Annotated in this window: 22 protein-coding genes; 10 read left to right on the top strand and 12 right to left on the bottom strand. The window is 67.5% G+C overall.

Translation table 11 applies throughout. The features are described 5' to 3' along the window. Nucleotides 1-14 precede the first annotated feature (14 nt). From IPG50_07675 to folK, 3 genes are read left to right on the top strand one after another with little or no spacing between them, the layout of a single operon-like run. Nucleotides 15-1,727, top strand: coding sequence for a hypothetical protein (locus IPG50_07675; protein ID MBK6692067.1), 1,713 nt, complete (start codon nucleotides 15-17; stop codon nucleotides 1,725-1,727). Between the two features lie 41 nt (nucleotides 1,728-1,768). Beyond that, nucleotides 1,769-2,362, top strand: coding sequence for a hypothetical protein (locus IPG50_07670; protein ID MBK6692066.1), 594 nt, complete (start codon nucleotides 1,769-1,771; stop codon nucleotides 2,360-2,362). An 11-nt stretch (nucleotides 2,363-2,373) separates the two neighbouring features. Further along, entirely contained in the window at nucleotides 2,374-3,351 is a 978-nt protein-coding gene (gene folK, locus IPG50_07665; GenBank protein ID MBK6692065.1) for a 2-amino-4-hydroxy-6-hydroxymethyldihydropteridine diphosphokinase, read from the top strand. On the opposite strand, the gene IPG50_07660 is transcribed toward folK, so the two are convergent. From IPG50_07660 to IPG50_07630, 7 genes are all read right to left on the bottom strand, one after another. After that, nucleotides 3,314-4,165, bottom strand: a complete 852-nt coding sequence (locus IPG50_07660) for a hypothetical protein (GenBank protein MBK6692064.1) — start codon at nucleotides 4,163-4,165, stop codon at nucleotides 3,314-3,316. The genes folK and IPG50_07660 overlap by 38 nt on opposite strands. After that, nucleotides 4,162-6,087: a sigma 54-interacting transcriptional regulator gene (locus IPG50_07655; protein MBK6692063.1), complete on the bottom strand. Its 1,926-nt coding sequence runs from the start codon at nucleotides 6,085-6,087 to the stop codon at nucleotides 4,162-4,164. Before IPG50_07655 ends, IPG50_07660 begins: the two co-directional genes overlap by 4 nt. 78 nt (nucleotides 6,088-6,165) lie before the next feature. Further along, entirely contained in the window at nucleotides 6,166-7,884 is a 1,719-nt protein-coding gene (locus tag IPG50_07650; GenBank protein ID MBK6692062.1) for a hypothetical protein, read from the bottom strand. Between the two features lie 140 nt (nucleotides 7,885-8,024). After that, nucleotides 8,025-9,209 (bottom strand): FAD-binding oxidoreductase, encoded by a 1,185-nt coding sequence (locus IPG50_07645; GenBank protein MBK6692061.1) that lies wholly within the window; start codon nucleotides 9,207-9,209, stop codon nucleotides 8,025-8,027. Between the two features lie 2 nt (nucleotides 9,210-9,211). Then, the gene (locus tag IPG50_07640; protein ID MBK6692060.1) at nucleotides 9,212-9,577 is read right to left on the bottom strand and encodes a hypothetical protein; all 366 of its coding nucleotides are present in this window, start codon (nucleotides 9,575-9,577) and stop codon (nucleotides 9,212-9,214) included. Further along, a complete protein-coding gene (locus tag IPG50_07635) occupies nucleotides 9,574-10,041 on the bottom strand; it encodes a hypothetical protein (protein ID MBK6692059.1) in 468 nt (155 codons plus the stop codon). Before IPG50_07635 ends, IPG50_07640 begins: the two co-directional genes overlap by 4 nt. After that, nucleotides 10,038-10,982, bottom strand: coding sequence for an aldo/keto reductase (locus IPG50_07630; GenBank protein ID MBK6692058.1), 945 nt, complete (start codon nucleotides 10,980-10,982; stop codon nucleotides 10,038-10,040). Before IPG50_07630 ends, IPG50_07635 begins: the two co-directional genes overlap by 4 nt. Nucleotides 10,983-11,205: 223 nt before the next feature. Here IPG50_07630 and IPG50_07625 point away from each other — a divergent pair, with 223 nt between their 5' ends. From IPG50_07625 to IPG50_07605, 5 genes are all read left to right on the top strand, one after another. After that, complete coding sequence (locus IPG50_07625; GenBank protein ID MBK6692057.1) at nucleotides 11,206-12,447, top strand: ester cyclase; 1,242 nt, start codon at nucleotides 11,206-11,208, stop codon at nucleotides 12,445-12,447. A 91-nt stretch (nucleotides 12,448-12,538) separates the two neighbouring features. Next, nucleotides 12,539-12,850: a hypothetical protein gene (locus tag IPG50_07620; protein MBK6692056.1), complete on the top strand. Its 312-nt coding sequence runs from the start codon at nucleotides 12,539-12,541 to the stop codon at nucleotides 12,848-12,850. 218 nt (nucleotides 12,851-13,068) lie between these two features. Further along, complete coding sequence (locus IPG50_07615) at nucleotides 13,069-13,797, top strand: hypothetical protein (GenBank protein MBK6692055.1); 729 nt, start codon at nucleotides 13,069-13,071, stop codon at nucleotides 13,795-13,797. Continuing rightward, the gene (locus tag IPG50_07610) at nucleotides 13,728-14,504 is read left to right on the top strand and encodes an AgmX/PglI C-terminal domain-containing protein (GenBank protein MBK6692054.1); all 777 of its coding nucleotides are present in this window, start codon (nucleotides 13,728-13,730) and stop codon (nucleotides 14,502-14,504) included. Before IPG50_07615 ends, IPG50_07610 begins: the two co-directional genes overlap by 70 nt. A gap of 105 nt (nucleotides 14,505-14,609) precedes the next feature. Next, nucleotides 14,610-15,320 carry a hypothetical protein gene (locus IPG50_07605; protein ID MBK6692053.1) on the top strand — a complete coding sequence of 237 codons (711 nt, stop codon included), beginning with the start codon at nucleotides 14,610-14,612 and terminating at the stop codon, nucleotides 15,318-15,320. On the opposite strand, the gene IPG50_07600 is transcribed toward IPG50_07605, so the two are convergent. Beyond that, entirely contained in the window at nucleotides 15,278-17,359 is a 2,082-nt protein-coding gene (locus tag IPG50_07600; GenBank protein ID MBK6692052.1) for a hypothetical protein, read from the bottom strand. The genes IPG50_07605 and IPG50_07600 overlap by 43 nt on opposite strands. A 95-nt stretch (nucleotides 17,360-17,454) precedes the next feature. On the opposite strand from IPG50_07600, the gene IPG50_07595 reads away from it, so the two are divergent. Next, nucleotides 17,455-18,084: a tRNA (guanine-N7)-methyltransferase gene (locus IPG50_07595; GenBank protein ID MBK6692051.1), complete on the top strand. Its 630-nt coding sequence runs from the start codon at nucleotides 17,455-17,457 to the stop codon at nucleotides 18,082-18,084. Nucleotides 18,085-18,093: 9 nt separating this feature from the next. Here the strand turns inward: IPG50_07595 and IPG50_07590 are convergent, their stop codons facing one another. Together IPG50_07590 and IPG50_07585 are read right to left on the bottom strand one after the other, a co-directional pair. After that, nucleotides 18,094-18,837, bottom strand: a complete 744-nt coding sequence (locus tag IPG50_07590) for a glycosyltransferase (protein ID MBK6692050.1) — start codon at nucleotides 18,835-18,837, stop codon at nucleotides 18,094-18,096. 28 nt (nucleotides 18,838-18,865) lie between these two features. Then, entirely contained in the window at nucleotides 18,866-20,953 is a 2,088-nt protein-coding gene (locus IPG50_07585; protein MBK6692049.1) for a serine/threonine protein kinase, read from the bottom strand. A gap of 120 nt (nucleotides 20,954-21,073) precedes the next feature. On the opposite strand from IPG50_07585, the gene IPG50_07580 reads away from it, so the two are divergent. After that, nucleotides 21,074-22,504 carry a metallophosphoesterase gene (locus IPG50_07580; GenBank protein ID MBK6692048.1) on the top strand — a complete coding sequence of 477 codons (1,431 nt, stop codon included), beginning with the start codon at nucleotides 21,074-21,076 and terminating at the stop codon, nucleotides 22,502-22,504. A 6-nt stretch (nucleotides 22,505-22,510) separates the two neighbouring features. On the opposite strand, the gene IPG50_07575 is transcribed toward IPG50_07580, so the two are convergent. Beyond that, the gene (locus IPG50_07575) at nucleotides 22,511-23,464 is read right to left on the bottom strand and encodes a cyclic nucleotide-binding domain-containing protein (GenBank protein MBK6692047.1); all 954 of its coding nucleotides are present in this window, start codon (nucleotides 23,462-23,464) and stop codon (nucleotides 22,511-22,513) included. Beyond that, nucleotides 23,454-26,213: a HEAT repeat domain-containing protein gene (locus IPG50_07570; protein MBK6692046.1), complete on the bottom strand. Its 2,760-nt coding sequence runs from the start codon at nucleotides 26,211-26,213 to the stop codon at nucleotides 23,454-23,456. The genes IPG50_07575 and IPG50_07570 overlap by 11 nt, the downstream gene beginning before the upstream one ends. Nucleotides 26,214-26,331: the final 118 nt, after the last annotated feature.

Here is a 26,331-nt window from a genome sequence, read left to right as displayed (position 1 = left end):
ATTGCATGCGCATCATGAAGCGCACGTCTGACGTCGGCGTGAAGGGAGCGGTGAAGACCATGGGCCGGGCAAAACGAGAAGCATTCGGCGCTCGCCAACGCGGCCTAAGGGCGGCGACCCTGACGCTCGTGTCATCCCTCGCGGTCTCAACCCTCACGGCTTGCGGGGCGACGGCTGATAACTTTACGCCACGCACGCCTGTCGACGAGGAGTCACAGGTCGAAGGCTCCGCGAGCCTCGAGGCCCACCCGCCGGCGCCTCCTGAAGACGTCGCCATTGGCGTCCAAACCGACTGGTACGAAGACACCGACCCGAGCGCCGTCGTTGAGGCGCAGCCGGTCCTCGACAAATACGGTAGCTGGGAGGAAAACGGCACCTACGGCACCGTTTGGTACCCGTCACGAGCCGTCGTCGGTGCCGACTTCGTGCCCTACGCCAGCGGCGGTCGCTGGGCCTACGACGGCGAGTGGGTTTGGGTATCGGACTACGAGTGGGGCTGGCTCCCGTTCCACTACGGTCGGTGGGTCATGGTGCCTTCCCGCGGCTGGGGCTGGATCCCAGGTCGACGCTACGCCGGCGCGTGGGTCAGTTGGGCCTATGGACCCGCCTACGTGGGCTGGGCGCCGCTCGCGCCAAGCTACTACTGGTACGGCGGCTCAGCCGTCGGCGTCCATTTCTACGGCGCACCCTATTACGTGTATTGTCCACATAATCAGGTGTTCCACCCCAGCGTCGGTGCGCACGTCAGCCATGGCCCTAGCGCGGGAGCGATCGCGTCCTCGACGCCGCCTTACATCCCCGCGAAACCCAGCGTCGAGGGAGGGCCGCGTATTCCCGCGTCGCCCGAGGTGAATCCCGCTCGCACGCCGGCTTCCCCCGGCGTCGGCCCCGGCCCGCGCCTCCTCGGCTACCAAGACACGGCCATCGTCCGGCCATCGGGGGCGGGCGTCGATCGGGCGCGTGCCTTCGCGTCACCCGCCGATGCCGTGCGCGTCGGCTTCCGTCCTCCGGCGTCGAGCGGAGAATTCGCCGACGGCAAGACGCCACGGTATGCGGCGCAAGAGCGCGACGCGTATCGTGGCCCCGCGGGAGAGGCGGCAGGGGGCTACCAGGGCGCCGAGCGCATTCGCGCGCCGCGCGGCTTCGCCGCACCGACGCCCGCCTATTCTTCGACCTCGGTCCGTGCGCCGGCGGCGTCTGCGGCTGCCGCGTCCGACCCATGGCGTGTCGAGACGCGGCGCCCCTGGGCGCCCTCGTCTGAGCCATCGAGCGATCCCTGGCGTACCGCCCCGAGCGCTCGGTTCCAGTCGTCGTCGTCGTCGTCGCGGGCGCCCGCTCCGTCGTACGGCGCAGCTCGCACCTTGAGCACTCCAGCGCCTGCGTCGCCGACGTTTTCGCGTTCAACGTCGCCGACCTTCGCGCCCGCCAGCCCAACGTTCCGCCCCAGCTCGCCGTCGTTCTCCACCGCGTCGCCCTCGTATCGGCCCGCGCCGAGCCCGGCACCGATGGCACGTCCTAGCTCCCCAAGTTTCTCTCCGGCTCCTTCGTATCGTCCCTCGTCACCGGCGCCAGCCTATCGTCCAAGCGCGCCAACGTTCTCTCCCGCACCGGCCGCGCGAGCGCCTTCGTTCTCGCCGGCTCCTGCGGTGCGAGCGCCGGCCCCGGCGCCTCGTCCGTCCACGCCGCCACCGGCCGCTCCCGCCAATCGCGCGGTTCGGCGACACTAACCCTCGAGCGCCGCTTCACGTTTCGTCCCTAGGAGGCACCCATGCTTCTCCGTTCTCTTACGCTCCTCGTGCTCATTCTCGGCGCCGCGTGTTGGGTCGAGCCGGATCCGGCGCCGACGACGCCACGCACGTCGCCTTCCTCACCGTCGCCGTCGCCCTCGGGCTCGGGATCATCGAGTGCGGCGCCCGCGCCATCGGCGCCTCTCGTTGTCGAGATCGACACCGGCCGAACGCTGAAGGCCGAAGCGGGCCAGGGCGTGGGAATCTTCGTGGAGTACGCAGCGGGCGGGAAATGGAACGTCTGGTGGACTTGCGACACGGCGCAGACCGGCGCTGCCTGCGACTTCTCGGTCCAGATTTCCGGAACCGGAATCCTCAGCCCGAAGACGTCAGGCGTCCTTGCCAGCGACTCCGTCGCGTTCTCCGGCGGGCGAATCCTCGCGAGGTCGCAGACCGGCAGCAACATCGTCGGCGTCCTTTTCGACGCGCCGCCGGGCGGCACCATCACCATCGATGCGAGCATCGGCGGCGTGCGCGACCCCGCCTACTTCTTCTTCGTTCAAGACGGGCAGCCGAACGGCGGGTTCACGGGCGCCCTCTCGAATCCGCTCGCCTTCCGGGGGCGCACGCCCTAAGCCGCCGTCTGGTGGCTCGCGTCGTCATCGGTCTGGGGTCAAACGTTGGTGATCGCTTCGCGACGCTCGAGGCGGCCGTGCGGGACCTCGCTCTTTCGGTCGACGTGCTCGCCGTCAGCCACGTCTTCGAAACCGCACCGGTCGGTGGGCCCCCTCAGGGCCCGTTCCTGAACGCCGCGACGCTCGTCTGTTGGAACGAAGATCTACACGTCCTCCTTGACCTTCTTCTTGGCATCGAAGCGAAGCTCGGTCGCGTTCGCCGCGAGCGTTGGGGACCGCGCACCCTCGATCTCGACATGCTCTGGACCGATGCGCCGCCCGTGAACAGTGCGCGGCTCGTTGTGCCGCACCCTCGACTCCTCGAGCGAGCCTTCGCGTCGGAGCCTCTGCTCGAGCTCCTGCCGCTGGCGCTCGACGGTCGCCGTGGCGCTCCGGCGGCCCCTGCCGTCGCACGGCTATCGCGCACCCTCGCGCTTCCGCCGCTGAGCTGGGAGGAGCAAGTCGTCCGCCTCGACGTGAGCGTGACCGATCGGATTTCGCTTTCGCCGGCCGACGTCGCCCCGCTCGAGGTGAGGCTCGGTCGCGGGCTGCCGGAGCCGTTTCGAAGCTTTTACGCGCGGTACGCAGGAGCCACGCTTTTTGGCGGCCTGCTCCAGATCTGGGAGGCGCCAACGCTCGCCTCGCGGCAATCGCAGTTTCGAGACGGTTGGTTCGGACCCGAACAGCTGTTCTTCGCGGCCGCTGGACCCGACGCACAGTTCGAGTCGCAACATCTGGCGCCGGCACCCGACTTCTTCTTCTTCGAGAGCGCGGCCGCGTCTGTGGGAACGTTGCGGCTGTCGCCGACGGCGTGTGGGCCCGTTCGCGTGCCCTTTGGAAAGTGGCTGGAGCGCGCAGCCCGCTCCCGCGGCCATCAGCTCGCGCCGCAGGGCGACGGATTCGTCGGAGGCGCTAGCGACGTTCAGCCTCCACCGCCTGCACGTCCTTGAGCTCGGCCTCTCCCAGCTTCCCATCCCGTTCGATCCAGCGGAACTTGAACTTGCGTCCACCGCTTCCGATACGAACGAGCGGCTGTCTCGAAGCGTCCTGCCACTCTTCCGCGGAAATCGCCTTTCGTTGCCCGTCACCAATGACCGCGACGATGCGCGAGCCCGGTCCCACGAGCACGTGGGCCAAGTCGCGGAGCGACCACGCGTCGCGGTCGGCGCCAACAGCGGCGGCCTGAAGGCGCGGGACTCGATCGAGCGCAGACACGGACCAGAAGGCCGCGGCGCCGCCGACGACGCGCACTTCGATCGCCGGCTCGCTTGAGGACGGACGGCCCTCGGCGGCGGCGAACGTCACGCGCAGCTTGCTCACCTGCTGAAGTCTTGGGAGCGGATCCCCGGGGCGCTCGCGAGCCCCACCTTGGCCGTGGTACGCAGGGAATGGCTCGTCGGGGCGCACGAGCGCGACGGCAACTTCGCCGCGCCGCGTGATGGCGAGAACGGGAACCTCGGTGGCGCCGGTCTTGGGTTTGCGAAAGACGGCCGTGTAGCCGCCTTCTCCCGTGGCTTCGACCACCGCGTCGTCACGCGAGGCCACGACGCCGAGCAGCGTCGCGAGCCGCCACGCGCGGTGACCGTCGCTCGCGAAGTCCGGCGGCGTTGCGTCCAGGATGCGCGCATCAATAGGCGCCGCCGCGCGTCCCCCGATTTCCACGTCCACGCGCAGCGTCTTCGGCACGGGCGCAACCATGCCCGCAGGGCGCGCCGAGCCGCAGGCAAGCGTGCCGAGCAGGAGGAGCGCCGGCCAACGCATCACATACCAAACTGGCGCAGCTTCTTGTGGAGCCCTTCGCGGGTGATGCCTAGCGTCTTGGCGGACGCCGTCTTGTTGCCCTTGTGATCCCTTAGGGACTCCACCAAGAGGAACCGCTCCACCTGATCCATCATCTCCTTCAAGGTCCCCTTCGTTGGGCGCACCTTGTCGAGCATCCCTTCGACCTGGCGCACACGCGGCGACAGGAGCTCGGGCGTGATGAACGCGCTGGCGTGGACCTGAATGACGAGCCGCTGGACCTCGTTCTGCAGCTCGCGGACGTTGCCAGGCCAGTCGTAGCTCTGCAGGAGCTCCTGCGCCTGCTGCGAGAAGCCCGCGACCGGCTTGCCCAACTCGGCCGTGAAGCGCTTCAAGAAGTGAGCCGCCAACACCGGGATGTCTTCGCGCCGCTCGCGGAGCGGGGGAACGCGAAGGGGGAACACCTTGAGGCGGTAGTAGAGGTCCTCGCGGAAGCGGCCTTCGGCGACCTCCTTCTCCATCGTGCGATTCGTGGCCGCCACGATGCGGACGTCGACCTTCTTCTCCTGCGTCGCGCCGATGGGGCGAATCTCGCCCTCTTGTAGCGCGCGCAGCAGCTTCGACTGGAGCGAGACGGGCATCTCCGTCACCTCGTCGAGGAAGAGCGTGCCACCATCAGCGAGCTCGAAGAGTCCCTTCTTGTCCTCGTGGGCGCCCGTGAACGAGCCCTTCTTGTGACCGAACAGCTCGCTCTCGAGGAGCGTCTCGGGCATCGCGGCGCAGTTCTGCGACACAAAGAGCTTGTCTCGGCGCTTCGATCGGTAGTGCACCGCGGCGGAGATCAGCTCTTTGCCGGTGCCCGTCTCGCCTTCGATGAGGACCGTCACGCGCGTGTCGACCACCTTGGTCAACTGCTCCAGGAGCGTGCGCATGGCGCCGCTCGTGCCGATGATCTCTTGCTGGCCCCCGCGACCGCCGGTCCGTCGCGTTTCCTCGCGCCCCTTTAGGAACTGGTTTTCGCGACGCGCCCTCTCCTCGGCGGCCCTCAGGCGTTGCACGAGGCGGGCGTTGGCCACGGCCAAAGAAGCGTTGTGCGCCAAGACGCCGAGCAGCTCGAGGTCCGCGTTGGTGAGCATCCCCTTGCTCTCGCGGTTGTCCACCTGCAGCACGCCGAGGATCTCTTCGCCCTTCCAAAGGGGCACGCCCAAGGTCGAGCGAATCTGCGCGCCGAGCAGCGACTCCGTCTCCGCGACTTCGAGGGGAGCGTCGGCGGCCAAGACCGCGGCGCGCTCGGTCACGACCTTGCGGAAGACGCTTCGAGAAATGGGGATCGGGCCCGACGGCTGCGATGCGCCACGGACCCGCGTCATGACGGGCACGAAGGCGCTCGGCGCCCGCGCCTCGTCGCTGTCTTCATCGCGCAACACCACAGTGACGTGCGTGGCGCGGGGGACGAGCTGAAACACGGCGTCGGCGACCGAGACGACGACCTCGGAGAGGTCGGAGGCGGCCCCGACTTTCGTCTGCGCGTCGTAGAGCGCGCGGAGCTGCGCGCTGAACTTGTCGACGCCTGCGTCGATCTCCTCGATCTTCCGCAGCACAACGACGCGCGTGGCGTCGGCCACCTCGGGCAACGTGATAGCCAACGCGACCGAGTCGGCGCCGCTGCCGAGCTCGAGCACGTCGCCGTTTTCGAGCTCCACTTTTTGTTCCGGCTCCACGGCGCTCTTGAGTCCAGCGCGGAGAAGGAAGGTGCCGTTCGTGGAGCGCAAGTCGGAGACGAGCCAGCGCTCGCCATCGCGGAAGATGCGCGCATGATCGGCGCTCACAATCTCGTCGGAGAGCAAGAGATCGTTGCCCTCGGCTCGACCAATGTGGAGGGCTGAGCCGGTGGGCTCGACGGTTTGCCCGTTCTTCTGCCCACGGATCACGGCGACAAGGATCATCGCTGACACCTTGTCCCCGGTCCGGCGCCCGCGCCAAATGCTCCGCTCTTGAGCACCCGCGCCGCGTGCGTCATGACCTCACAGCGCACGGGCGCGGAGGCGATTGGCGACCTTCACGACGGCGTCGTCACCGGCGATGAGATTCTTGTTTCCGCTGGCGACGTCGGCCGCGACGATCTTGTCGAGGGCGGCGGCCGCTTGGGCGTCACCCTTGGGGCAGAGGTAGTCGATGGCCTCGACGACGGCGAGCCGCGCACCGGCTTCCTTCACCTTGTCGACGCTGGCGAGGAGCGCTTGCTTCGTGTCGTCCTTCCCGAACATCGCTGCCATGCGCGCGGCCTTGACGGCGCGCCACATGCCGACGCCGTCGCCCGAAGCGATGGGCTCGCCGAGCTTCTTGACGTAACAGGCGGCGTCCTTGTCGCAGGCGGTCACGATGGTCGCGGCGGCCTTGTAGATCTCCTGCTCCTTGGCGCTCCACGACTTGCTGACCACCTCGCCGACCTTCGTCAGCTGGTCTTTGGTCATGAGCTTCACCGCCGCCTCGAGGCCGAAGGCGATCATCGAGGCGCCTTCGTCACCCTTGGACGCGGCGACCTCCTTAAGGGCCCATTCGGTCATCGCCGGATCGTAAAACGCGGCGGCGACCTGCACGAGCACCGGGCGCGCGAGGGGATCGCCGGGCGTCTTGAGCCTCGTGCCGGCCGGGATCTTTGTATAGGTCTTGAGGAGCGCGTCCTTGGTGCGCTGATCCGGTGGGAAACGCGTGAGGCTCTGCGCGATGACGACGCGGTTCGTGTCGCTGTCGGCCTGATCGAGGGCGGCAAGGAGCGCGTCTTTGCCAGCCGAGCGCGAGATCCACGAGAGCGTGTCGGCAAGAATGGCGACGCCAACCTTGTCGGGCACTTCCGCGGTGAGCTTCGCCAGCTCGGCGTCGGTACCCTTGAGCGCCGCGAGGAGCGCGTCTTCCGCTTCCTTCGGCATGACCATCAGTGCCGCTTGGACCGTGCCACGAAGCTCGGCCTTCCGAGGATCGAGGAGCACCTTCACCAGGGGCTTGGCGGCGGGAGCGAACTTCAGCTCCTTGATGACGCGGATGGAGATCTTCTGCCAGAAGTGAATCTGGTCCTTCTGCGAGTCGACGCTGTCTTGCACTGGGGCTGCGAGCTTCTCGACGGCCTTGGGGCCGTAGCTGGGGCTCTTCACCTCGAGGATGGCGTCGTGAAGGTCGGTGACCAAGTTGATGGACTTGGCCTTGGACATCTGGAACTTCGAAAAGCAGGTCCAGAGGGCGTCCACGAGCGTCTGATCGGGGGTCTTCTTTCCTGAGACCATCCGCTGAACCGCTTGCGCCGAGAACTTCACGTCCTCGTCGTTCTTGCCGGGCTCGTAGTCCGTGAAGGCCTTGGCGAATGCCGCCGACGCGCGCGGGTCGCCCATGTCGGCGAGGCCCTTCATGAGATCCTTGCGCGTCTTCTCGTCGAGGCCGCCGGCCACGTACACCTTCGTGAGTGGCTCGACGACGGCGTCGAGCACCTTCTTCACTTCGGGCGCTTCGCGGTTGTTGTTGTTCTTCGTGAGCGAGTCCTGAAAGAACTGCGCCATGCGCTTGGCCGCGGTGGAACGTTGCGCCGGGTCTTCGAGGCGCTTGGCCCACGTCGCCGGATCGTTCTCATCGGCGCACGCCGTGAGCGCGGCGCCGAAGGTCCCCGCCAGCACGACCGGGCCCACGACGGGGGCTCCGAAGAGCAGCGCCTGCCACACGTGAAACCGAACGATACCGGACGCGATCTTCATGAGCATTCTCCCTCGGCTCCGCCGCGTGGATCGATGTGCCTCTGCGCGCGTCGACCCATGTGCCTCGGAGCAACCGGCTGCGGCCCCGCTAGGGTTGCCACGTGACCCCCCAAGCGCAGCCAAAAAACCGTGACGGGACGCTACCCGATGATCATCGCCTCCGACAAGAGCTTGCCGGTGCGGAAACGGCTGAGACTCCAGCGTTCGAGGAGCTCCGACGGTTTCGGGGTCATGATGGCCTCCGCGAGCACTTTGCCCATGATCGGCGCCATCATGAAGCCGTGACCCATGAAACCGGAGGCCTGGTAAAAGTGCTCCACCTCATCCACAGGGCCAACGATGGGGTTTTGGTCCGGTGTTAGATCGTAGAGGCCGGCCCACTGCCGGAGGACCTTCACGGGCCCAAGGACCGGGCAAGTGCGCGTCAGCGCGCTGGCGTAGCGGCCCAAGAAGGCGTGCGAGCTCTCCTGGTTGTGCCCGTGCGGAACGCGACTTTGACCCACGCCACCGACGATCTCGCCGCGCGTCGATTGGCTGAAGTAGAGCCCATCGGTCAGGTCCGCGACGAGGGGCTTGAGCCAAGGCTTGAGCGGCTCGGTGGAGCAAATCTCGTGACGATGCGGCACGTTTGGTAGTGACACGCCGAGCATGGCGCCGATGGCCGGCGACCAAGCGCCTGCGGCGTTGACAACCTTGCGAGTACGGACCCGGACCGAGGGGGCCCCGCTCCGTCGCCCGCCCGGCTTGCCCACGGGGCCGACGACCACCGCCTCGATGGCGCTGCCTTTGGTCTCAAAGCCCAAGACCTCAGTGAAGGTCGAGACGCGGACGCCGAGCTTCTCCGCGCCCTTTGCAAAGCCCCAGACAAAGGGCCACGGGAACACCACGCCGTCGTCGGGGTTGTAGCTGGCGGCTTCAATCCCGTTCACGTCGAGCTCGGGAACGACCTTCCGCGCTTCTGCCGGCGTCAGCATGCGCGTCGGGAGGCCGCACTCGTTTTGCAGCTTCACGCTCGCTTCGAGGCCCGCGCTCCGCTCCTTTGTGCGTGTGATGAAGAGGTAGCCGCCCTGCCGGAACCAGACGTTGATCTTCATGGTGCTCGCAAAGTCGCGGCACATCCGGATGCTCTCTTGCATCAGCCGAACGTTTGTCTCGCTCGACCACTGGGCGCGGATCCCGCCGCCGTTGCGGCCGCTCGCGCCGCCGCAGAGGTACGAGCGGTCCACCACGAGCACGTTCTCGGCGCCGAGCCGCGCCAAGTTGTACGCGATGGCGAGGCCCATGATGCCCGCGCCGATGACCACGACGTCGGCTTCTTCGGGCACGTTCATGGGTCGCACCCGATGGCCGCGAGCAACGCGTCGTGGACATGGCCGTTGCTTAGCACCACACCGTCGTCACGACGCAGCTCCCGCTGGCGGTACGCGATGGGCGCGCCGTGTTCGTTCGTCACACGGCCACCGGCGCTTTGCGCCAGCGCGTCGATGGCGGCGATGTCCCAGAGGTAACCGCACGTGCCCAGGTGCACGAACGCCTCGGCTTCGCCGCAAGCGACGCGCGCGCCTTTGACGCCAGCGCTGCCGACGGGGAGGCTCGTCATTTCAAGCGAGGCGCCGATGCGAGCCAGTCGAGGCGAAGGACGGCTTCGGGAGACGAGGAGCGTCGCTCCGCGGCGCTCGCGGCGCTCACTCACATGGATGGCCCTGCGTGCGCCCCAAGCGAGCTCCGGCAAGACGAACGCGCCGGACGCCCTCCGCCGCAGCAAAGGTGCGCTCCCGGATGGGGTCGCCCACCACGCCGAGGACCGCCTTTTTCACCTTCCACGAGGCCGACCATGACGGAGAATTCGCCCGTTCGCTCTACGAAGTCGCGGGTCCCGTCGAGCGGATCGACGAAGAACGTAAGGTCGGCCCTCGAGGGATCATCGACCTCGGAGGCCGTCTCTTCCGCGATGACTTGAGCACCCGGCAGGAGCTTCGCGAGGCCCTCACACAAGAGCTCGTTGGCCGCGCGGTCCGCCTCGGTGACAGGATCGTTTGGCCCCTTGTATTCGACCGCCAGATCCCTCCGGGCGTACCTGTCGCGTACGACGGCCCCCGCGCGCGCGACGAGCTCGACGACGCCCATCAGGGTCGACTCCCACGGGCCGCCCTTCAAAGGTCGACTCCCAGCTTCCGCAGGCGTTGCGGCAGGCTCCGGAGCGCTTCGTCGGGCAGGTAGACGGGGCCGCCGCCGGTCTCGCGCACCAACTGTTCGAGCTGCGTCACGCTGCGCGGACCGAGCAGCACCGTTGAGATCTGATGGTTCGCCAGCGCGAAGCGCACGGCGGCCCCGCGCATGGTGGTCACGTCGCCTTGTACCAAGAACTGCATGCCCTCGACCTGTTCGACACGGCGGGCCAGCTCGGAGCGCGTCCAGCGGTCCCGCCGATGGTCGCCGTCAGGAAACTCGCGGTCCTTCGCCCAGCTTCCCGCGAGGGCGCCATAGGCGAGCACCGAGTGGGCCAGGACGCCGGCGCCGGTCACCATGAGGTCGCCGCTGAGGCGATGGAGCTCGGTCGCCAAAAGGAGATTGTACGGGAGCGACAAGAGCGCGACGCCTTGGTCGAGCGCGCTCCGCCCAACTTCGGCGTCGGACGCGGAGACGCCAAAGTGGGCGATGCGACCCCGCGTCACCAGTTCGCGGAGCGTGTCGATCGCCTCGCCCGCCTGCAGCGCGTCAACGCTCGGGTGATGTAGAAGGTAGATGTCGAGGCGATCGCGATCCAAGCGCTTGCGTGAGCGCTCCACGGCGCCCTCCAGAAACCGCCGGTCGAAACGCTTGCGCGCCGGGTCTGTGGTTCGATCGGTCCCGCCTCGCGTCACGATGACCACGTCGTCCCGCTTGGCGAGCTTCTGTCCGAGCAGGCGCTCCACGCGCCCGGCGCCGTAGGCATCGGCCGTATCGAACAACGAAACCCCCATCTCGAGGGCGCGGTCGACAATGGCCTCGGCGTCTGCCCGTTCAACGGGACCGTAGGCGTCGCCCCCGAGGCCCCAGGTGCCGAGGCTCAATTCCGAGGCGAAAAGTCCTGTCTTACCAAGCGGGCGCTTACGCAAAGGCGATCCTCGGCTCCAGTGTCTACCTCCCCCCATGGGCAGCGGCACCAAGGAAAAACGCTTCGCACATCGTCAGCCGAGGTCACGCTCCCCCTTGACGGAAGCCGAGAAGCCGTCGACCCTCCCGGCGCACGTTCAATAAGGCGCCCTTCATGGGCCCACCACTGTCGGGCTCACCCAGTGAACGCGCGCTCGGGCCCGGGGACGCTTTTGGAGGATGAAGATGCGAATCGGACACGTCGGGCTTGTTCTCGGGCTCATGCTTTCTGCGCTCACTGGTTGTGGCGGTGACGAAGCCGCTCCGCCGCCGGCCACGCCGCCCGCGCCGCCGCCCGTCGCGTCGCCCGCGACGCCTGCTCCCACCCAGACGGTCGCGACGCCAGCGCCGGCTCCGAAGCCGACGATGGCGGAGCTTCAGGCCGCGACCGGCAAGGCCACGATGGAGGCCATGGCCACCAAGGACGCGAAGAAGTTCGCGGCCACCTTCGCCGAAGACGGTGTTTGGAACATGGTCGGCGTCGGCGAGATGAAGGGCCGCGCGGAGATCGAAAAGCAGATCCAGGGCTGGTTCGACGGCTTCAAGGATATGAAGTTCGGCTTCTCGCGCTCCTGGTCGAAGGGTGACATGGCAGCCTTCGAGTGGGGCTGGACCGGCACGCACAGCGCCGAGTTCATGGGCATGAAGGCGACCGAGAAGCCGGCAGGCGCCATGGGCGTGAGCCTCGTGTGGTTCAACCCCGACGGCACCGTCAAGCGCAACAACCACTACGTCGACACGAGCACGATCATGACGCAGCTCACCGGCAAGGGCAAAGCCCGTCCGGTGCCGACGCTCGCGGCCAACATGGACAGCTGGGCTGCGAAGGGCACGCCGGAAGAGGACAAGAACGTCGAAGCCTGGAAGACCATGATGAATGGCTTCGCGGGTAAGAAGGAAGCCGACTTCCTCGCCACCGTGAGCGACGACATCGAGTGGAGCGACATGGCCGCGCCCGAGTCGCACAAGGGCAAGGCCGACGCGAAGAAGGCCTACCAGATGATGTCGAAGGCGTTCCCCGACGCGAAGTTCACGCCGACCGCCAGCATGGGCGTCGGCGACATGGCGATCGTCGAGTACACGATGTCGGGCACCCACAAGGGCGCGCTCATGGGCAAGCCGGCGACCAACAAGCCGGTCAATGCTCACGGCATCGCCATCGTCCAGATCAAGGACGGCAAGGTCGCCAAGGGCTGGGACTACATGAACAGCATGGAGATGGCCATGCAGCTCGGCTGGGTGAAGGCGCCCACCGCGGCCAAGACGGACGCGAAGCCCGGCGAAGCAAAGAAGCCTGAAGCCAAGCCCGGTGACGCGAAGAAGCCGGAAGCGAAGCCGGCCGACGCGAAGAAGCCGGAAGCAAAGCCGGCGGACACCAAGAAGCCCGAAGCGAAGAAGCCGGAAGCGAAGCCCGCCGAGAAGAAGTGACACGCGAGCGCGGCTGAGATGCCGACCGACGAGCGCCCTCGCAAAAGGGGCGCTCGTCGTCTTTTGTCTGCGCGACTATCATCGCGCCGCCTTGACCAGTTCGCCGACCAACCAAGCTGATCTTCGGGGACGCTACGAAGCCGAGGTCACGCGCCTCGAAGGGCTCGTTCACGAGCACGAGCGCGACCGTAGGCGGGTCCGTCTCTTCTTGTGGGGCGTTGCGTTGGCGTTGCCTCTCTACTTCGTCCATCCGCTCGCTGCGCTAGGTGCGGCGTTCGTCGCCGTGTCCCTGTACCTGTCGGGCCTGTACCTGAGCTCGATGCACTTTTGGGATCGCAAAGAGCAGCTCCGGCGCGCCAAGCGCGAGCTGGTCCGTCTCCAGCGCGAAACGGAGCCCGATTAAGGGCAATTCGCGCGTTTATTCACTGAGTTTTCGCCGACGGGCGGGCTTTCGGCACGATTTTTTCGGAAACCTTCTGTCAGGACCCGTGTCTCTCCTTGGGAACGGAGCGTAGGCGACGGCGCGGTCGCCCGTACCTCCGACCAAACGGGCTCCGCGCAGCGCAGGCCCCCAAGCAACGCAAGCGTCCCTCGGGCGCATGCGGAAGGAGAGATCTGGTCATGTTCACGAGCTCGATCGCCCAGTCGTCCGAAGCCTTCAACGCGGAGACGGAGCGCGCCGACGCGATGGTCGTCGAGGCCACCGTGTATTGGGGCGAAGGCGTCCTCGCGGTGCGACACCTCGAGCGTGGCGAGACGTTGACGCTCGGAGAGTCGGATGACTGCGACGTGCTCGTCGCGGGCCTCGCCGAGCCGATTCGAGTCGAACATGGCGAGGGCGGTGTGCATGTGCTGCCGGGAGCAGCGACGGCCATGAGCCTCGATGGCTCCGTGCGGGAGCCGGCTCCCTTTGAGCTGCGCGCCGAGCACCGCGCTGAGCTCCTCGCCGGCGCGTTCTCGGTGCAGCTGCGCGTTGTGCCCGCGGGTAAGGCGGCACCGCTTTCGCTGGCGGACCGTGTGAAGGAGGGCGCCCTCGCGACCATCGGGGTCTCGTTCTTGGTTCACGCATCGGTCGTCGCGACGCTTGCGTTCTTCATGCCGGCCCTGGGCCAAGACGACAGCGAGGCCCTCGACCGCGATCGCATGTACGCGATGAAGGCGATGCTCGACGCCGCGGCGGTTCGCGAGCAAGACCGGGTCGAAGAAGCGATGACGGAGCCGTCGCCGGCTAACCAAGGCGCATCGTCCGGCGGCGGACGTGCGCAAATGCGGAGGGCGCCATGGGCAAGCCCGATGCTCGCACGCAAGGGCACTATGCGGCGAAGGGCAACGCGAAACCGAACGAGGTGACGCTCGCGCGCCGCGAGGAGCTCGCGATGGCGAAAGACTTCGGCATGATCGCGCTCTTGGGGACGATGCCCACGATGGCCACGGCGTCCAATGCGCCGACGGTTCCCTGGGGCACGGTCCAGAACGGCATGGACGACCGCGACCACAAGGGCAACTTGTGGTCCCAGGAGCTCGGCGACGCCTTCGGCTTTGGCCTCGGCGTCCAGGGCACCGACGAAGGCGGCGGTGGACACAACCTCGGCATCGGCATCAACGACATCGGCGGCCTGGGCCGTTCCCTCGACGCGCGCATGGCCGGCGGCACCTGCCTCGCACCGCCCTGCGACGGGATGGGGCGAAGCAGCGGAGCGCTTCGCGGTGTCCACCAACCCAAGGGCCCCATCATGCGCGTCGCAAAGACGGAGGTCGAAGGGGGCCGTTTGGCGCCTGAGGTCATCCAGCGCATTGTCCGGATGAGCCACGGCCGCTTCCGCAATTGCTACGAGGGCGGGCTCCGCACCAACCCCTCACTCGGCGGCCGCGTCGCGGTGCGATTCGTCATCGGTCGCGACGGCGCCGTCTCCCTCGCGGGCGACGGTGGAAGCGACCTGCCCGACGACTCCGTCAAGAAGTGCGTCGTCCAGGCCTTCTATTCGCTCTCATTCCCAGCACCCGAAGGGGGCACGGTCCGGGTCACGTACCCGCTGTCGTTTACGCCGTCGGAGTGAAAAAGTCCGCTCCGAGGCCAATCCGCCTTCCTTCCGCGGCGTGAGACTGGTGAGACGAACGGCCGCAGCGAGCCGTGCTAGAAAGGCCTCCCTGGAGGCTCCCGCATGCGCAGTCGTCGTCGTCTCTTCCTTCTCATCACGCTAGGTACCTTCGCCGCCTGCGCCGAAAGCGCGGCGCCCAATGGCTCCGAGACGACCGAGCCCGCCGCCGACGCCTCCACCGATCGCAAGAAGGACACGGCGACCTCGTCGACCGACGACGGCGCCGTCGCGGACGACACGGGCACGACCACCAAGAAGGACGCCGGCAAGGACACCGGCACCACGATCGACGACGCCTCCGTCGACGACGCCGCGATAACCGACAACACGATCCCTGATGTCGCCGTGATCCCCGACACGTCGACGCCCGACACGACCACTCCAGTCGATGCAGGTTGCAACGACTTGGACTTTAGCGGGTCGCACCCCGAGCTCACGGTCAACTATGTCGACGCGGGCAAGCCGACGCCAACGGGCGGCACGCTCCTCGACGGAACCTACTATTCGACGGCCTTCACGGCGTACAGCTCCGGGTCCACCAAGTACACGCTCCGCGCCGTCGTTCGCATCGCCGGCAACAAGATCGACACCCTTAAAGACGATTTCAGCGGCACCGGGAAGAAGCTGAGCGGGACCTACACCGTCTCGGGCAAGGACATCACCATCACGTCGACGTGCGGAGCCAGCGAATCTGGTGAGTTCACGGTTACCGGCGCCAACACCTTCGTCTACTACCAAACTAGCTCGACCTTCGAAGCCGAGTTCACCAAGTAGCCGCTACTCGCCCACGGCGAACCAGTAGTGGAAGAACGTTGCGGGGCGTCGCTCGCCATCTCGATGGCGACGCTCCTGGCAGGTTGCGGCGGCACTGTGAAGGCGCACTCGGTCCAAGCGCTCTCGCGAACGACGTGCTCGCTCGCGTGAGCGCCGACGGAAAGTCGCAGCGTCGCACCCAAAGGCGCCTCGACGCGCGCGATGACACGATGAGCAAGTCCCGGCGCCAGTCCCACGACGAAGCGCTCCCGTTGGCGTGAGCCGCGGCCCCCGTCGGCGATGCGCTGCCCTACCGGCGAGAGGCCGGCGCGAAAGACCTGCTCTCCTTCGCGCGCGCCTAGAAGTTCGTAGCGGTGGCCCGCCTCGCTCTCGAGGTCGGCCACGTCGAGCGTGTCGACCACGGCGCCAACCTCCGTGCTCCAGGGCAGCTCTCCGCTCTGCAACAGCGACCAGTCGGCGGGCGCAGCGCGCTTCGTCCGGCCTCCGAGGATCGTGGCGCCCAGCACCGTGAAGTCGCGGAGCCTGGGGCCGAGCAGCGCATCGAGCGCGAACCACTCGGGGTAGACGATGAAGTGCGTCGGGAGCCGATCGGGCGGCATCTTCTCGTAGTGCTCAAAACGCGACGCCGGTCCAGCCAGCCAGTACCGCGACTCTCCGCTCGTCGTGAGGCCGACCACGTCGAAGGTCTTGCGCTCGCTCAAGTAGGCGATGGCGCCGGCGTCGTTGACTCCGATCCGCGCTCCTGGCGGTAGCTCGGCTTTCGCCCAGCGCCCAGCCGCGCCCTGCTGCTGGTCAATGCCCCGCGCCGACGTCGCGATGTCATCAAGGACCCACGGAAGTTTTGCGGCGAAGAGGCCGATGAGCGCTCCGCCCACCAACGCTTCGCTGGCGCGAGCGCCCAGTCCGCCAAAGCGACCGAGCCACGTCCCGGCCACGTGGGCCAAGCAGGCGAGGGCGATGAGCCACCCCGTTGCGAAGGGCCAGAGGTAACGGAGGCGATTCCACAGGAACGTCGTGTAGAAGCACGGGACGAGCATCGCGGCTGCGAGAAGGAGGATGAAGCCCCCGCGCGCGATGAGGTGCCTTCGCACCGCGAGGTGCACGAGGGCACCTGTGCCCACGAGCGCCACGAAGGCGCCCCCGGCCGGCACGAACTCCTGCGCCCACGTCTCGCCCTCGAGGAGCGTTCCGAAGAAGATCTTCAGGTTCTCGCCGATGGCGTGACGAAGCGTCGCCCCATGGAGGTACGGGCTGGAAAAAACTAGCTTGGCCGTGGTGTTCGAGGCGACGGTCCCCGTCGCTCGGAAGAGGACCAGCAGCGCGAGTGCCGGCGCGGCAAGCGTCGCGAGCGCCGGCGCGAGCCTCGCAACGGCTGCCGACCGCGCGCCCCCCGAGTCGGCCCACACGAGCAGCGCCGCCGCTGCCGCGAGCGTGAAGATCGCGCCTTCGGGGCGAGCAAGGGCCACCAAGTTTGCGAGGAAAACCAGCTCAAGGGTCTGACGCCCTCCGGTGTGGCCCTCAGCGCGCTCGCTCGCGACGCGCACCGTGCGAGCGCAGAGCCACGCGAAGGGGATGACCTCCATCCCGCTCGCCGCGCACCACAGGTGTCCGCCAAAAAACAGCACGAGCAGCGCCGTTGTGGCGGCGCCCACCCGACTCGTTAGCGGCCGCGCGAGCCTGGCGGCGTCGTAGGCGAGCGCTCCCCAGGAGGCGAAGGCCAGTCCCCACGCCGGAATGGTTAGAAGCGTCCCGCGCAACCCAAGCGCGTGAAAGGGCGCGAGGACCAACGGCCAGAGGAGGCTCGTGGCACCCGTGGAGATGGGTTCGCCAGCCTGGTACCGAAAGGGGTGGCCCTCGGCGAAGGCCCGCGCGTATTGAAAATGGATGTAGGCGTCGTCGAGCGCCGGCGCCACGCGCCCCGCGGCGCCCCACACGCCGCTCACCACCTTGACGAGCATCGCGACGACGACCGCGCCAACGACGAGTGGCAGCATCAGCCGGGCCTTCGTCACGCGGTCGCTACGCACTTCGATAGCCACGGGGGATCCTTGAAGGCGCACGACATCGCGTGAGCCGCGCCGGCGGAGTCTACAACAACGTCACGGCGGCCCCGGCCTGTGCTACCGGTGGCGTCGTGGAGCCCGCAAATCCGAAGGTTCGCCCCTACGCGGATGCTCCGCGGTTGCCGGAAGGCGAGCGAATCGATCCGCGCACGCTCGTGTCGGGAGCGTTTCTTGAGCTCGAGATTGGGCCCGGCCGTGGCGGCTTTCTCTTTGAACGCGCCGCCGCTGAGCCCGAAGCCGGCCTCGTCGGCCTCGAAGTAAGGCGCAAGTGGGCCACCATTGTCGACGGTCGTCTCGCTCGTGCCGGCCTTGCGTCGCGGGCGCGTGTCTTCGCCGAGGATGCCAAAGCGGCCCTCGTTCGGATGCATCCCGATGGCATCGCAAGACGCGTGTTCATGCACTTCCCCGATCCGTGGTGGAAGAAGCGTCACGAGAAGCGACTCGTGATGGGCGACGTGTTCCTCACGCAGGTGACGCGCTTGCTGGCGCCGGGCGGCGAGCTCTTCATCCAGACCGACGTGGAGGAGCGCGCGGACCAATACGAGGCGCTCCTCCGCGACCTTCGCGGTGTGACTCCAGACGGCGACGCGCCCGGCTCGCTTCGCCTCGCCGAAAATCCCTACGGAGCCCGAAGCCCTCGCGAGCATCGGGCCATCGCCGATGGCCTCCCCGTCCATCGCTTGCGCGTGCGTCGGAGCTAGACTGAGCGGCTAGCGCTTGATGCGGCGTCGCAGTGCGATGCGCACGAGATCGGTCGTAGCCTTGACCATTGCGATGGGATGAAGCTTGGACCCGCCGACGTGCGTCCACGTGCGCAGCGGGAGTTCGGCGACCGTCGCTCGCGTTGGGGAACCGTCGAAGATGCGACCGAGGAGCTCGACATCGAACGCCCATCGCGAGACGAACGGTAGAGAGAGCGCGGCGGCGAGCAACGGACCGGTGCGGAAGACCTTGGCTCCGCACTGCGTGTCGTAGATCTCGCGGCCGAGGGCCGTGGCCGCGGCCGTCGCGAAGACACGCCCGAGGTAGTGGCGAGACGGCCGCCGTCGAATGTTCGTGCCGAGGTAGTTGATGCGGGAACCGATGACGGCGACCAAGTGCGGCGCTTCGGCGAGCGCTTCGAAGAGTCGCAGCACTTCCTCCGGCGGCGTCGCGAGGTCGGCGTCGGCGTAGCCGACGAGCTCATCGCCCGCGTTCATGGCGGCGGTGAGGCCCACGCGAACGGCCTCGCCCTTGCCGACGTTCTTCGGGAGGCGCACCACGCGCACGGCCTCCGGTGCACTCCGTTCGATCGCTCCCAGGACCTCGAACGTCGCGTCCGACGAACCGTCATCCACGAAGATCAACCGCAGCAGCCCCGCCTTTGCCACAGCGGTCCAGGCGCCCGTGTCGAGCCGCAACGCTTCGTTGTAGCAAGGGACGATGAGCGTCCGCTGGGAAGTCTTCTTCGTCACGGAGCGGGCATCGCCGAACGGTCGCGGCTCAAGGCGTCAGCGTGAAGCGATGCCGCGTGACGTCGTTGGCCGCCACGGTCACCGTGGCCGAGACCACTTTGCCTTCGGGCGGCGTGCAGGAAATCTTGTGGGGCCCGGCCGACACCTCGAGGCCCGCGATCGGTGTTGCGCCGCGAGCGACCCCGTCGACGGCGACGTTGCACCAACCTCCGGCCGCGGCGACATTCAACTTGCCCACCCCGTTCACCGGCGCGACGAGGTTGCCGTCGGTGCGCACCGCGTTGGTCGCGCCACGTGCCGGCGCGCGCTCCTTGTGAAGCGTAACCTCCAGGCGCTTGTGCTCCTGGGCGGCGCCCATGAACGTCAGCGTCTGGTCCGCGTAGCCCGGCGCTCCAACAACGACCTTGTGTTGCGTTCCCGAGGTGAGCCCTTCCATGGGGCCCGTGGCGCGCTTGCCGTCGACGGTGATGGTGGGCGAAAGGCCGGGGGGGGTCACCACGACTTCGAGCGTGACGGAGCCGCTCTTTAGTGGCGCGTCGAACTTCCCGCTCGGGTCGGTGGCCGAAAGCGTCACGACCCGACGCTCTGCCTCGAAGCCGTCTTTGGTCACTTTGACGTCGAGGTTGCGATCAAACGGCAGCTCGGTGATCCGGGCCGGTGTGACCTCGGGCCTTAGGTCACCGTTGATCCAAATCGCGGCGCCCGCGGGCGTGCTCGTGACGTCGATGGTGCCCTTCGGCGCTGCGGCCAGCGTCGCCGTCGTGACGCCCGGCATTGCGCGCGGCGCCGGCGGCGCGTGAAGCGCGACGGCCGTTCCGATGACCACGCCGGTCAAGGCGATGGCCGCGGCCACAACGCCAGCGCGCTGTCGCCGCTTGCTCCAGCGGCGCACTTCGGTGAGCGTCCGCACGTCGGGCGTGCTCGTCATCGCGAGCGCCTGGGAGGACCGCGACGCGTCGGCTTCCAGCCGCGGCTCGCTCACAACGGGGAGCCGCGCCTCGATGACGTCGGCGAGCTGCTTACCCTGAAGGAGCGCCTCTTTTTGAGCCGTGAGCTTCTCGGCGAAGAGCTCCTGCATGAAGTGCTGAAGCGCGATGGTGCTGACGCGGATACGTTCGTGACGGACGAACTCCTCAAGCGCCGCCTGCATCTCGCGGGCCGATTGAAAGCGATCGTCGCGCGACTTGCCGAGAGCCCTCATCACGATGCGCTCAAGCTCCGCCGGGTAGCCTGGCTTCACCGAAGAGGGGAGGGGGTATTCGCGATCGCAGATCAGCTTGAGCGTCTCGTATTCGCTCTGCCCCTTGAAGAGGCGCTTGCCGGTCGTCAGTTCGAACAGGATGACTCCGGCGGCGAAGATGTCGCTGCGCGCGTCCAATCGCTCGCCGCGGGCTTGCTCTGGGGACATGTACGGCACCTTGCCTTTGAGGCGGCCGCTCTGCGTCTCCGTCGTCGTGGCATCGCTCTTGGCGATCCCGAAGTCGACGACCTTCACATCGCCAGAGAACGTAATGACCACGTTCTGCGGCGAGATGTCTCGGTGCACGATGTTCAAGGGCGAGCCGTCGAGGTCGCGCTTCTCGTGTGCATAGGCCAAGCCGGCGCACATCCCGAGCGCGATGCCGATGGCGTGCTCCAACGGAAACTCCCGGTAGCCGGCCGCCTTCATTTGGCGCACGAGCGAGCGAATGTCCTCGCCATGGATGTGCTCCATGGCGATGAAGTAGGTTCCGTCGACCTGACCGACGTCGAAGATCTGGACGATGTTCGGGTGCGAGAGCGTCGCGGCGATGCGCGCCTCGTGCAGGAGCATGTCGATGAACGCGCGGTCTTGGTTCATCTCCGGCAGAATGCGTTTGATGACGACCAGCTTCTCGAAGCCGGCGACGCTCTTCTGCAGCGCTAGGAAGAGCTCGGCCATCCCGCCGGAGGCGAGCTTGCGAAGGAGCGTGTACTTGCCGAAGAGGCGCGGAAGGCCATCGGGCTGCTCGGCGTCCGAGAGCAGCGTGGCCGGCAAAGGAGCCTTGGTGGCGCGCTCCGATGGCGCGACGTGGCTCGGCGGTCCCGACGGTTGGCTCGGCGGCGGCGATGAAGGGTGGCTCGCGTCAACGGTCATGGATGCTCTTCGCCCCGAAAGCGGTGCACTGGTCTCTTCCGACATCGCTTCCGCTGGCGACACAACCGACATACGACAAGGCCTCCAGGGGGCGCGAAAAAGCTAATCTTGGGCACCCAGATGGTCAATCAACCGCGCCTTTCTACTAGCGCAAAAACGGGCGGGTCCAAGGCTCACCGACGACTCTTTTTTCTGGCCGCGGCGCTGGGCTCTCCCTTCGCGTTTTCCTCCTCCGAGGCGCTCGCCGCGGGGCCGCTCCGCAAGGGGCCATACCTGCAGGATATTACTCCTGATTCGGCGTCAATACGGTTGGAGGTCGATCCCGTCGCTGCCGTCGATGTGGAGGTCTTGTCGCCCAGCGGCGACAAGCTCCGTGGCAACCTCGTGCTCCCGCCGGGAGCTTCCACGGGCCGTGTGGAGGCGTTCCAGACCTTCCGGCTCGGCGGTTTGACGCCGAGCACGTCGTATCGCTTTCGCGTTCTGCGCGGCCGCGACGAGCTTGATGCGGGGACATTCTCGACGGCGCCCGCCGCGACCGACGGGAGGCCGGTCTCGTTTGTGGTCTACGGCGACAACCGGAGCGATGACGCGGCGCACGAGGCTGTGGCTCGTGCCGTAGCCAAGGCTCCGGGCGACTTCCTGGTCCACACGGGGGACTTCGTCGAAGACGGCAACAACGAGATCGAGTGGCAACGGTTCTTCGAGATCGAGCGCTCCGTTCTCAAGGCGCGTTGCCTCTTCGGTGCCGTGGGCAACCACGAGCTGGTTCAACCCTCGGGGGAGGCCTTCCTTCGCTACTTCGGCGATGGGTCCTTACCCAGCGAGTCGCCGCAGGATCGGCGCCGCTTTTTCCGGAGCGTCCGGTGGGGAGCGGCCCGCTTTCTCTTCTTGAACGCGATGGATACCTTCGTCTCGACCGCGGAGCGCACGTGGCTCACCGCCGAGCTGGCTCGCGCGGCGGCCGAGCCGGGGGTCGCGTTTCGATTCGTCGTGCTCCACCACGGGCCGTTTTCTGCCGGCCCGCACGGGCAGAATCCACGCCTCTTCCAGTCTGGCGTCGTCGACCTCTTGCGCGAGCACAAGGTTGATCTCATCTTCAGCGGCCACGACCACATCTACGAGCGTGGTGAGGCCAAGGGGCTCAAGTACCTCGTCACCGGTGGCGGGGGCGCGCCGCTCTATCCCATTCGCAAACGTCACGCGGGCGTGCGTGCCGTCGAGTCGGCCTACCACCACTTGGAGGCGACGCTCGAAGGGCAGCGCGTCAGCATCGTCGCGCGTCGCGTCGACGGCTCCGTGCTTGACCGATGCGGGTTCTCCAAGGGCGGCAGCTGGGACTGCGATGCCCCAGCGGCGCCGAAGGACGCGCCGAGTGCGCCGGCCCCGGTGGCTCCGCCAGCTCCCGCGCCCCGCTGCGGCTGTGTTGTGCCTGGCGGCCCAACGCCGTCGGCGGGAGCGGTTCCTGTCGTCCTCGCGCTCAGCATCGCGGCGGCGGGCCGCCGTCGCCTCCGAGCCGGGGACGCTGAGTCTCGCGCGCGTTCGGCGTTGTGAAGGAAGTTAAGGTGACGGACGAGGGGGCTCGTCGCCGGCTGTCGCGAGCTGCTCGCGTTCCCGCGCGAGCTCCGAAAGTGCGCCGCGCACCAAGTCAAAGTGCTCTTCCATCACATCGAAGAGATCCTCGAGCTCGACGGCCACCACCGTCGCGGCGTTGACGGCCCGCGCCATCACAGGCCACGGCTCGGCCGCGAGGGCGCCAAGGCCACCGAGGACGGCGCCGGGATGAAACTCGGCGATCGTGCGGCCTTCGTCGACGAGCGCGACGGTACCGTCGGCGACGACGTAGTACGATCGCTTCGCGTCGCCGGCGCTAAAGAGCGCCTCGCCGGCCGCACGGGTGACGAGGCGCGCGATGCCCGCCACCTCGACCGCCGCCTGCACCGACGCCTTTCGAAACGGCGGCGCGGCGCGGAGGAGAAGGGTGCGCTCGACGAAAGAGAGAGCGCCCTTGCGGGGCTTGGTCGTCGTGGCCAGCGTGTTGAAGAAGCGACCGCTGTGAGCGAGGTGGGAGGTGAAGACGCCTCTGCCGATGCCGTGGATCGCCCCCAAGGCAAATTCGAAGTCGTCCTCGAGCGTGTCGTACCAGTCCTGCGCGGACAATCGTAAGAGGTGGCTTGCCGCCGTTGCGACGGCTCGGCGCGACCGCGGTCGCTCCTGGGAAACGTCGAGGAGTCCGACGATGGACCGCTCTCCGAAACGGCGCGATTCGCCGGCGGCACCTCGAATTTCGATCTCTCCGCTCACGACGAAGTAGTGGTCCTCCGACGGGTCCCCTATCTCGTAGAGGGACTTGCCTTCGGGCAACCACAGGTCCGACACGCGACTGGCGAGGCGTCGCGCCGAGGCTCCCGCGTTCGCTCCGCTGACGCCGCCAAGAAATGCGCGGAGGAAGAGCTCGCGGCCGACCTGCAGCGCTGACGCACTCGACTCACGGGAGATCGTTTCAGACCGCATTGGGGACTCCCGGCCAACCGAAGAGGCGAGAGACGGCCTCTTCGAGCGTGGGCCTCGTCTTGAGCGTCGCCGCGACGGCATCTCGGAACGGTGAACCCATGAGCGACGCATGGTGCGTGGCGAGCATCGCGAGCGTCTCATCGGGGTCGGCGAGCAGGAGGCTCACGGCCTCCTGGTAGCCGGTGGGGAACGCGATGCCGGTCACCGAACTCTGCGCGAGCACCGACTGCGTCGGGTCGTCGATGGCGCGACGCAAGAGGTCGCGTATTTCCTCCTCCCCGCGCCGCAGCGTCAAAGCGTCGATGAACTCAACGGCGCTCGCGCGGACGCGTCGGTCGAGGGAGGTCAGCGCTGAATACGCGCGGTCGATGCGCTCTCGGGGATGCGCGATTTGCAGGAGACGAAACGCGCGCTCGAGGGCCTGCTGAACCTTCGAGTCGATGAGCTCGATCAGCAAAGTCAGGCTTGCGGCGGCCGCCTCATCGAGCCGTGGCGCGGCGCCAAGGCGAGCTCGGAGAGCGAACAAAAGGCCTAGCAGTCGGAAGTGTTCGAGGAGGTTCTTCCGCATGAGCACGACGATCCGGACCCGATCGACGCGGAGGCGCTGCTCGTCGCTGGTGTGACGGCCCAGGCCGCGCAGCGCCTTGTAGCGCACGTGACCGTCGGTCGATTCCTCCAGGATCCGGAGCAACATCGCTTGGACGCGAGGACTCTTGAACCGCGACATCGTGCGCGGGATATGCAAGCGAACATTGCGGTCCGTGTCGCGCTCCCACAAGGCCTCCTCGAGTGCGTCGAGGGCCGGCTCGTTCAGGCTCGCGAGGGCTTCGCGCACCAACGCTCGCCCGTCGCGGGTCCCCAGCCTCGCGATGAGAAACCCAATGAACCGGCCGTCGCGAAGGGCCGCCGCCGCCCGGACGAACTCGACGGGCAAGGCGCCGTGTTCAACCTTGCTGCGCGCGATCATCGAGAGCACAACGGTGGTCCAGCGCTCCGAGTCACCTTCCGCGACGGCGCGCAGCAGCGTGCGCCGAGCCTCGTCACCGGTCGGCGTCTCGTCGTCGAGGAGCTCGCGGATCCGTGGGTGGTCGGCCGGCGCCGTCGCCTCGTGGCTGACCATGGCGTGGAGCGCAAACGTTCGGACCACGAGGCTTGCATCCCGCGTCGTGCGCTCGACGACGTCGTGACGTCCAGCGCGGGCCAACGCCCGCACCGCTTCGATCCTGACACCTTCGTCAGCGTGGGCGACGAGCCGTTCTGCGAGCGGCGCCCAGGCGTCGACGTTTGGGTTTTGGGCCACCACGGGCAACGCGGCGCGCAGCACCTCCGCCGACTCATGGTAGAGGATGAGCGTCGGGACCAGACGTGCACGGCCCTTCTGGTTGAGGAGCCCCAGCGCGGCGACGGCTTGGGGCGCGTCGCGGCTCGAGAGCGCGTCAATGACCCGCTCGATGGAGGCTACGTCGAGGTCGACCTCCGTAGCGGCATCATCGAAGGTGCCGCGCGCGATGGCGTCGCGAAAAAGGTCGAGGTAGGGGCGCCGCAAGAGTCGCGCGGAAACCGTCCACGCGAGCGCGAAGCCAAGACCCAAGACGGCGATCACCGTGGGCGAAGCGACGTTGAGCGCGACGAGCGCGAAGACGATGGCGGCGGCGCCCGCTTGGGCCAGTCGACTGATCACCGTGTCGATGAGCACGTGCGCTCGGTCGCGAACGTGGGGTGGCAGCGGAAGGTAGAGCAGCTCCGTCGCGACGCGATGAAGCGAGTGCTTGAGGCTGCCGTCAACACCCTTCATGGCGAGCGCCGTGCCGATGCCCGCGCCAACGATCGTGGCGCCGCTGCTCGCCAGAACGAGCAACACCGGCGTCAAGACGACGGCGCCGGTCACGCCGAGCCGCGCGAGGAGGCGGCTTGCGAACAGCAACTGGACGACGAGCGCGAGGATGTTCAACGCCGCGTAGCTTCGGGCGAAAAAGGCGCCGAGCTCCGCCTTGGGCACGAGCGCCGCCGCCGTCGACTTGAACAGGTAGTCGGCGGCGAGCGAGGTGCTCGTGGCCAAAACCACGAAGGCGACGACGCGCCACACGAAACGTTTCTCAGCCGGTGTTGCCGTTGCCAACGTCGGCGTCGGAGCGCCCTCGTTCGTCCCGGGCAGCGATTCCTCGCGGTCTTCGGGGAGGATCGTCAAGAGGAGCGCCGCGAACACGAACGCCCCGGCGCCGGCGAGCAACAGCTTGTCGACGGGCATGAGCATCAAGAGGCCCGTTGCGAGCGAAGAGCCAAAGGCGGCGCCCAAGACGCCGCCGGCCGCCACCGGGCCGAACACGCGTCGCCCTTGGGTCACCGTGAACATCCGGCCCATGACGAGCCAGAACTGGGCGACGAGGATCCCCGCGAGAACCCCGGTAAAGAGGTAAAGCGCCGTCACCCGCCAGGCGCTTTGGGCCTGGAAATGGAGGATCGTCGCCGCCCACGCCCCCACGACGAGCGTGGCGATGAGGGCGTTTCGTGCGCCGAAATTTCGTGCAAAACGCGTGATCTGAGACGAGGTCACCAGCGTCAGGCCGGCGAGTGCGACATACATTGTCGTCAGCCGACTGGGCGGCATTCGCTCCAGGAAGAGCGCGTCGCGGGCCGTCTCGAGGATCGTGTGACCCGCGATCATGTGGAAAAGCACCACGAATGCCGACAAGGCCGAACGTTGTTCGTCCTTTCGAAGCCGTAGAAGGCGCCGGATGGAAGCGGTCATGAACGAGAGGTCGACAGGCTAGAACGCTACTTCTGCAACGGACGAGAGAGCTGACAAGGGCCATCGGCCTGGCCGCGAGCCCAATCGCAGCCCAAATCGCCACAGTGGCTGGCCGGCG

This window comes from Myxococcales bacterium (assembly GCA_016703425.1).
Lineage (GTDB): Bacteria > Myxococcota_A > Polyangia > Polyangiales > Polyangiaceae > JADJCA01.
This window is presented reverse-complemented; position numbering and strand designations above follow the sequence as displayed.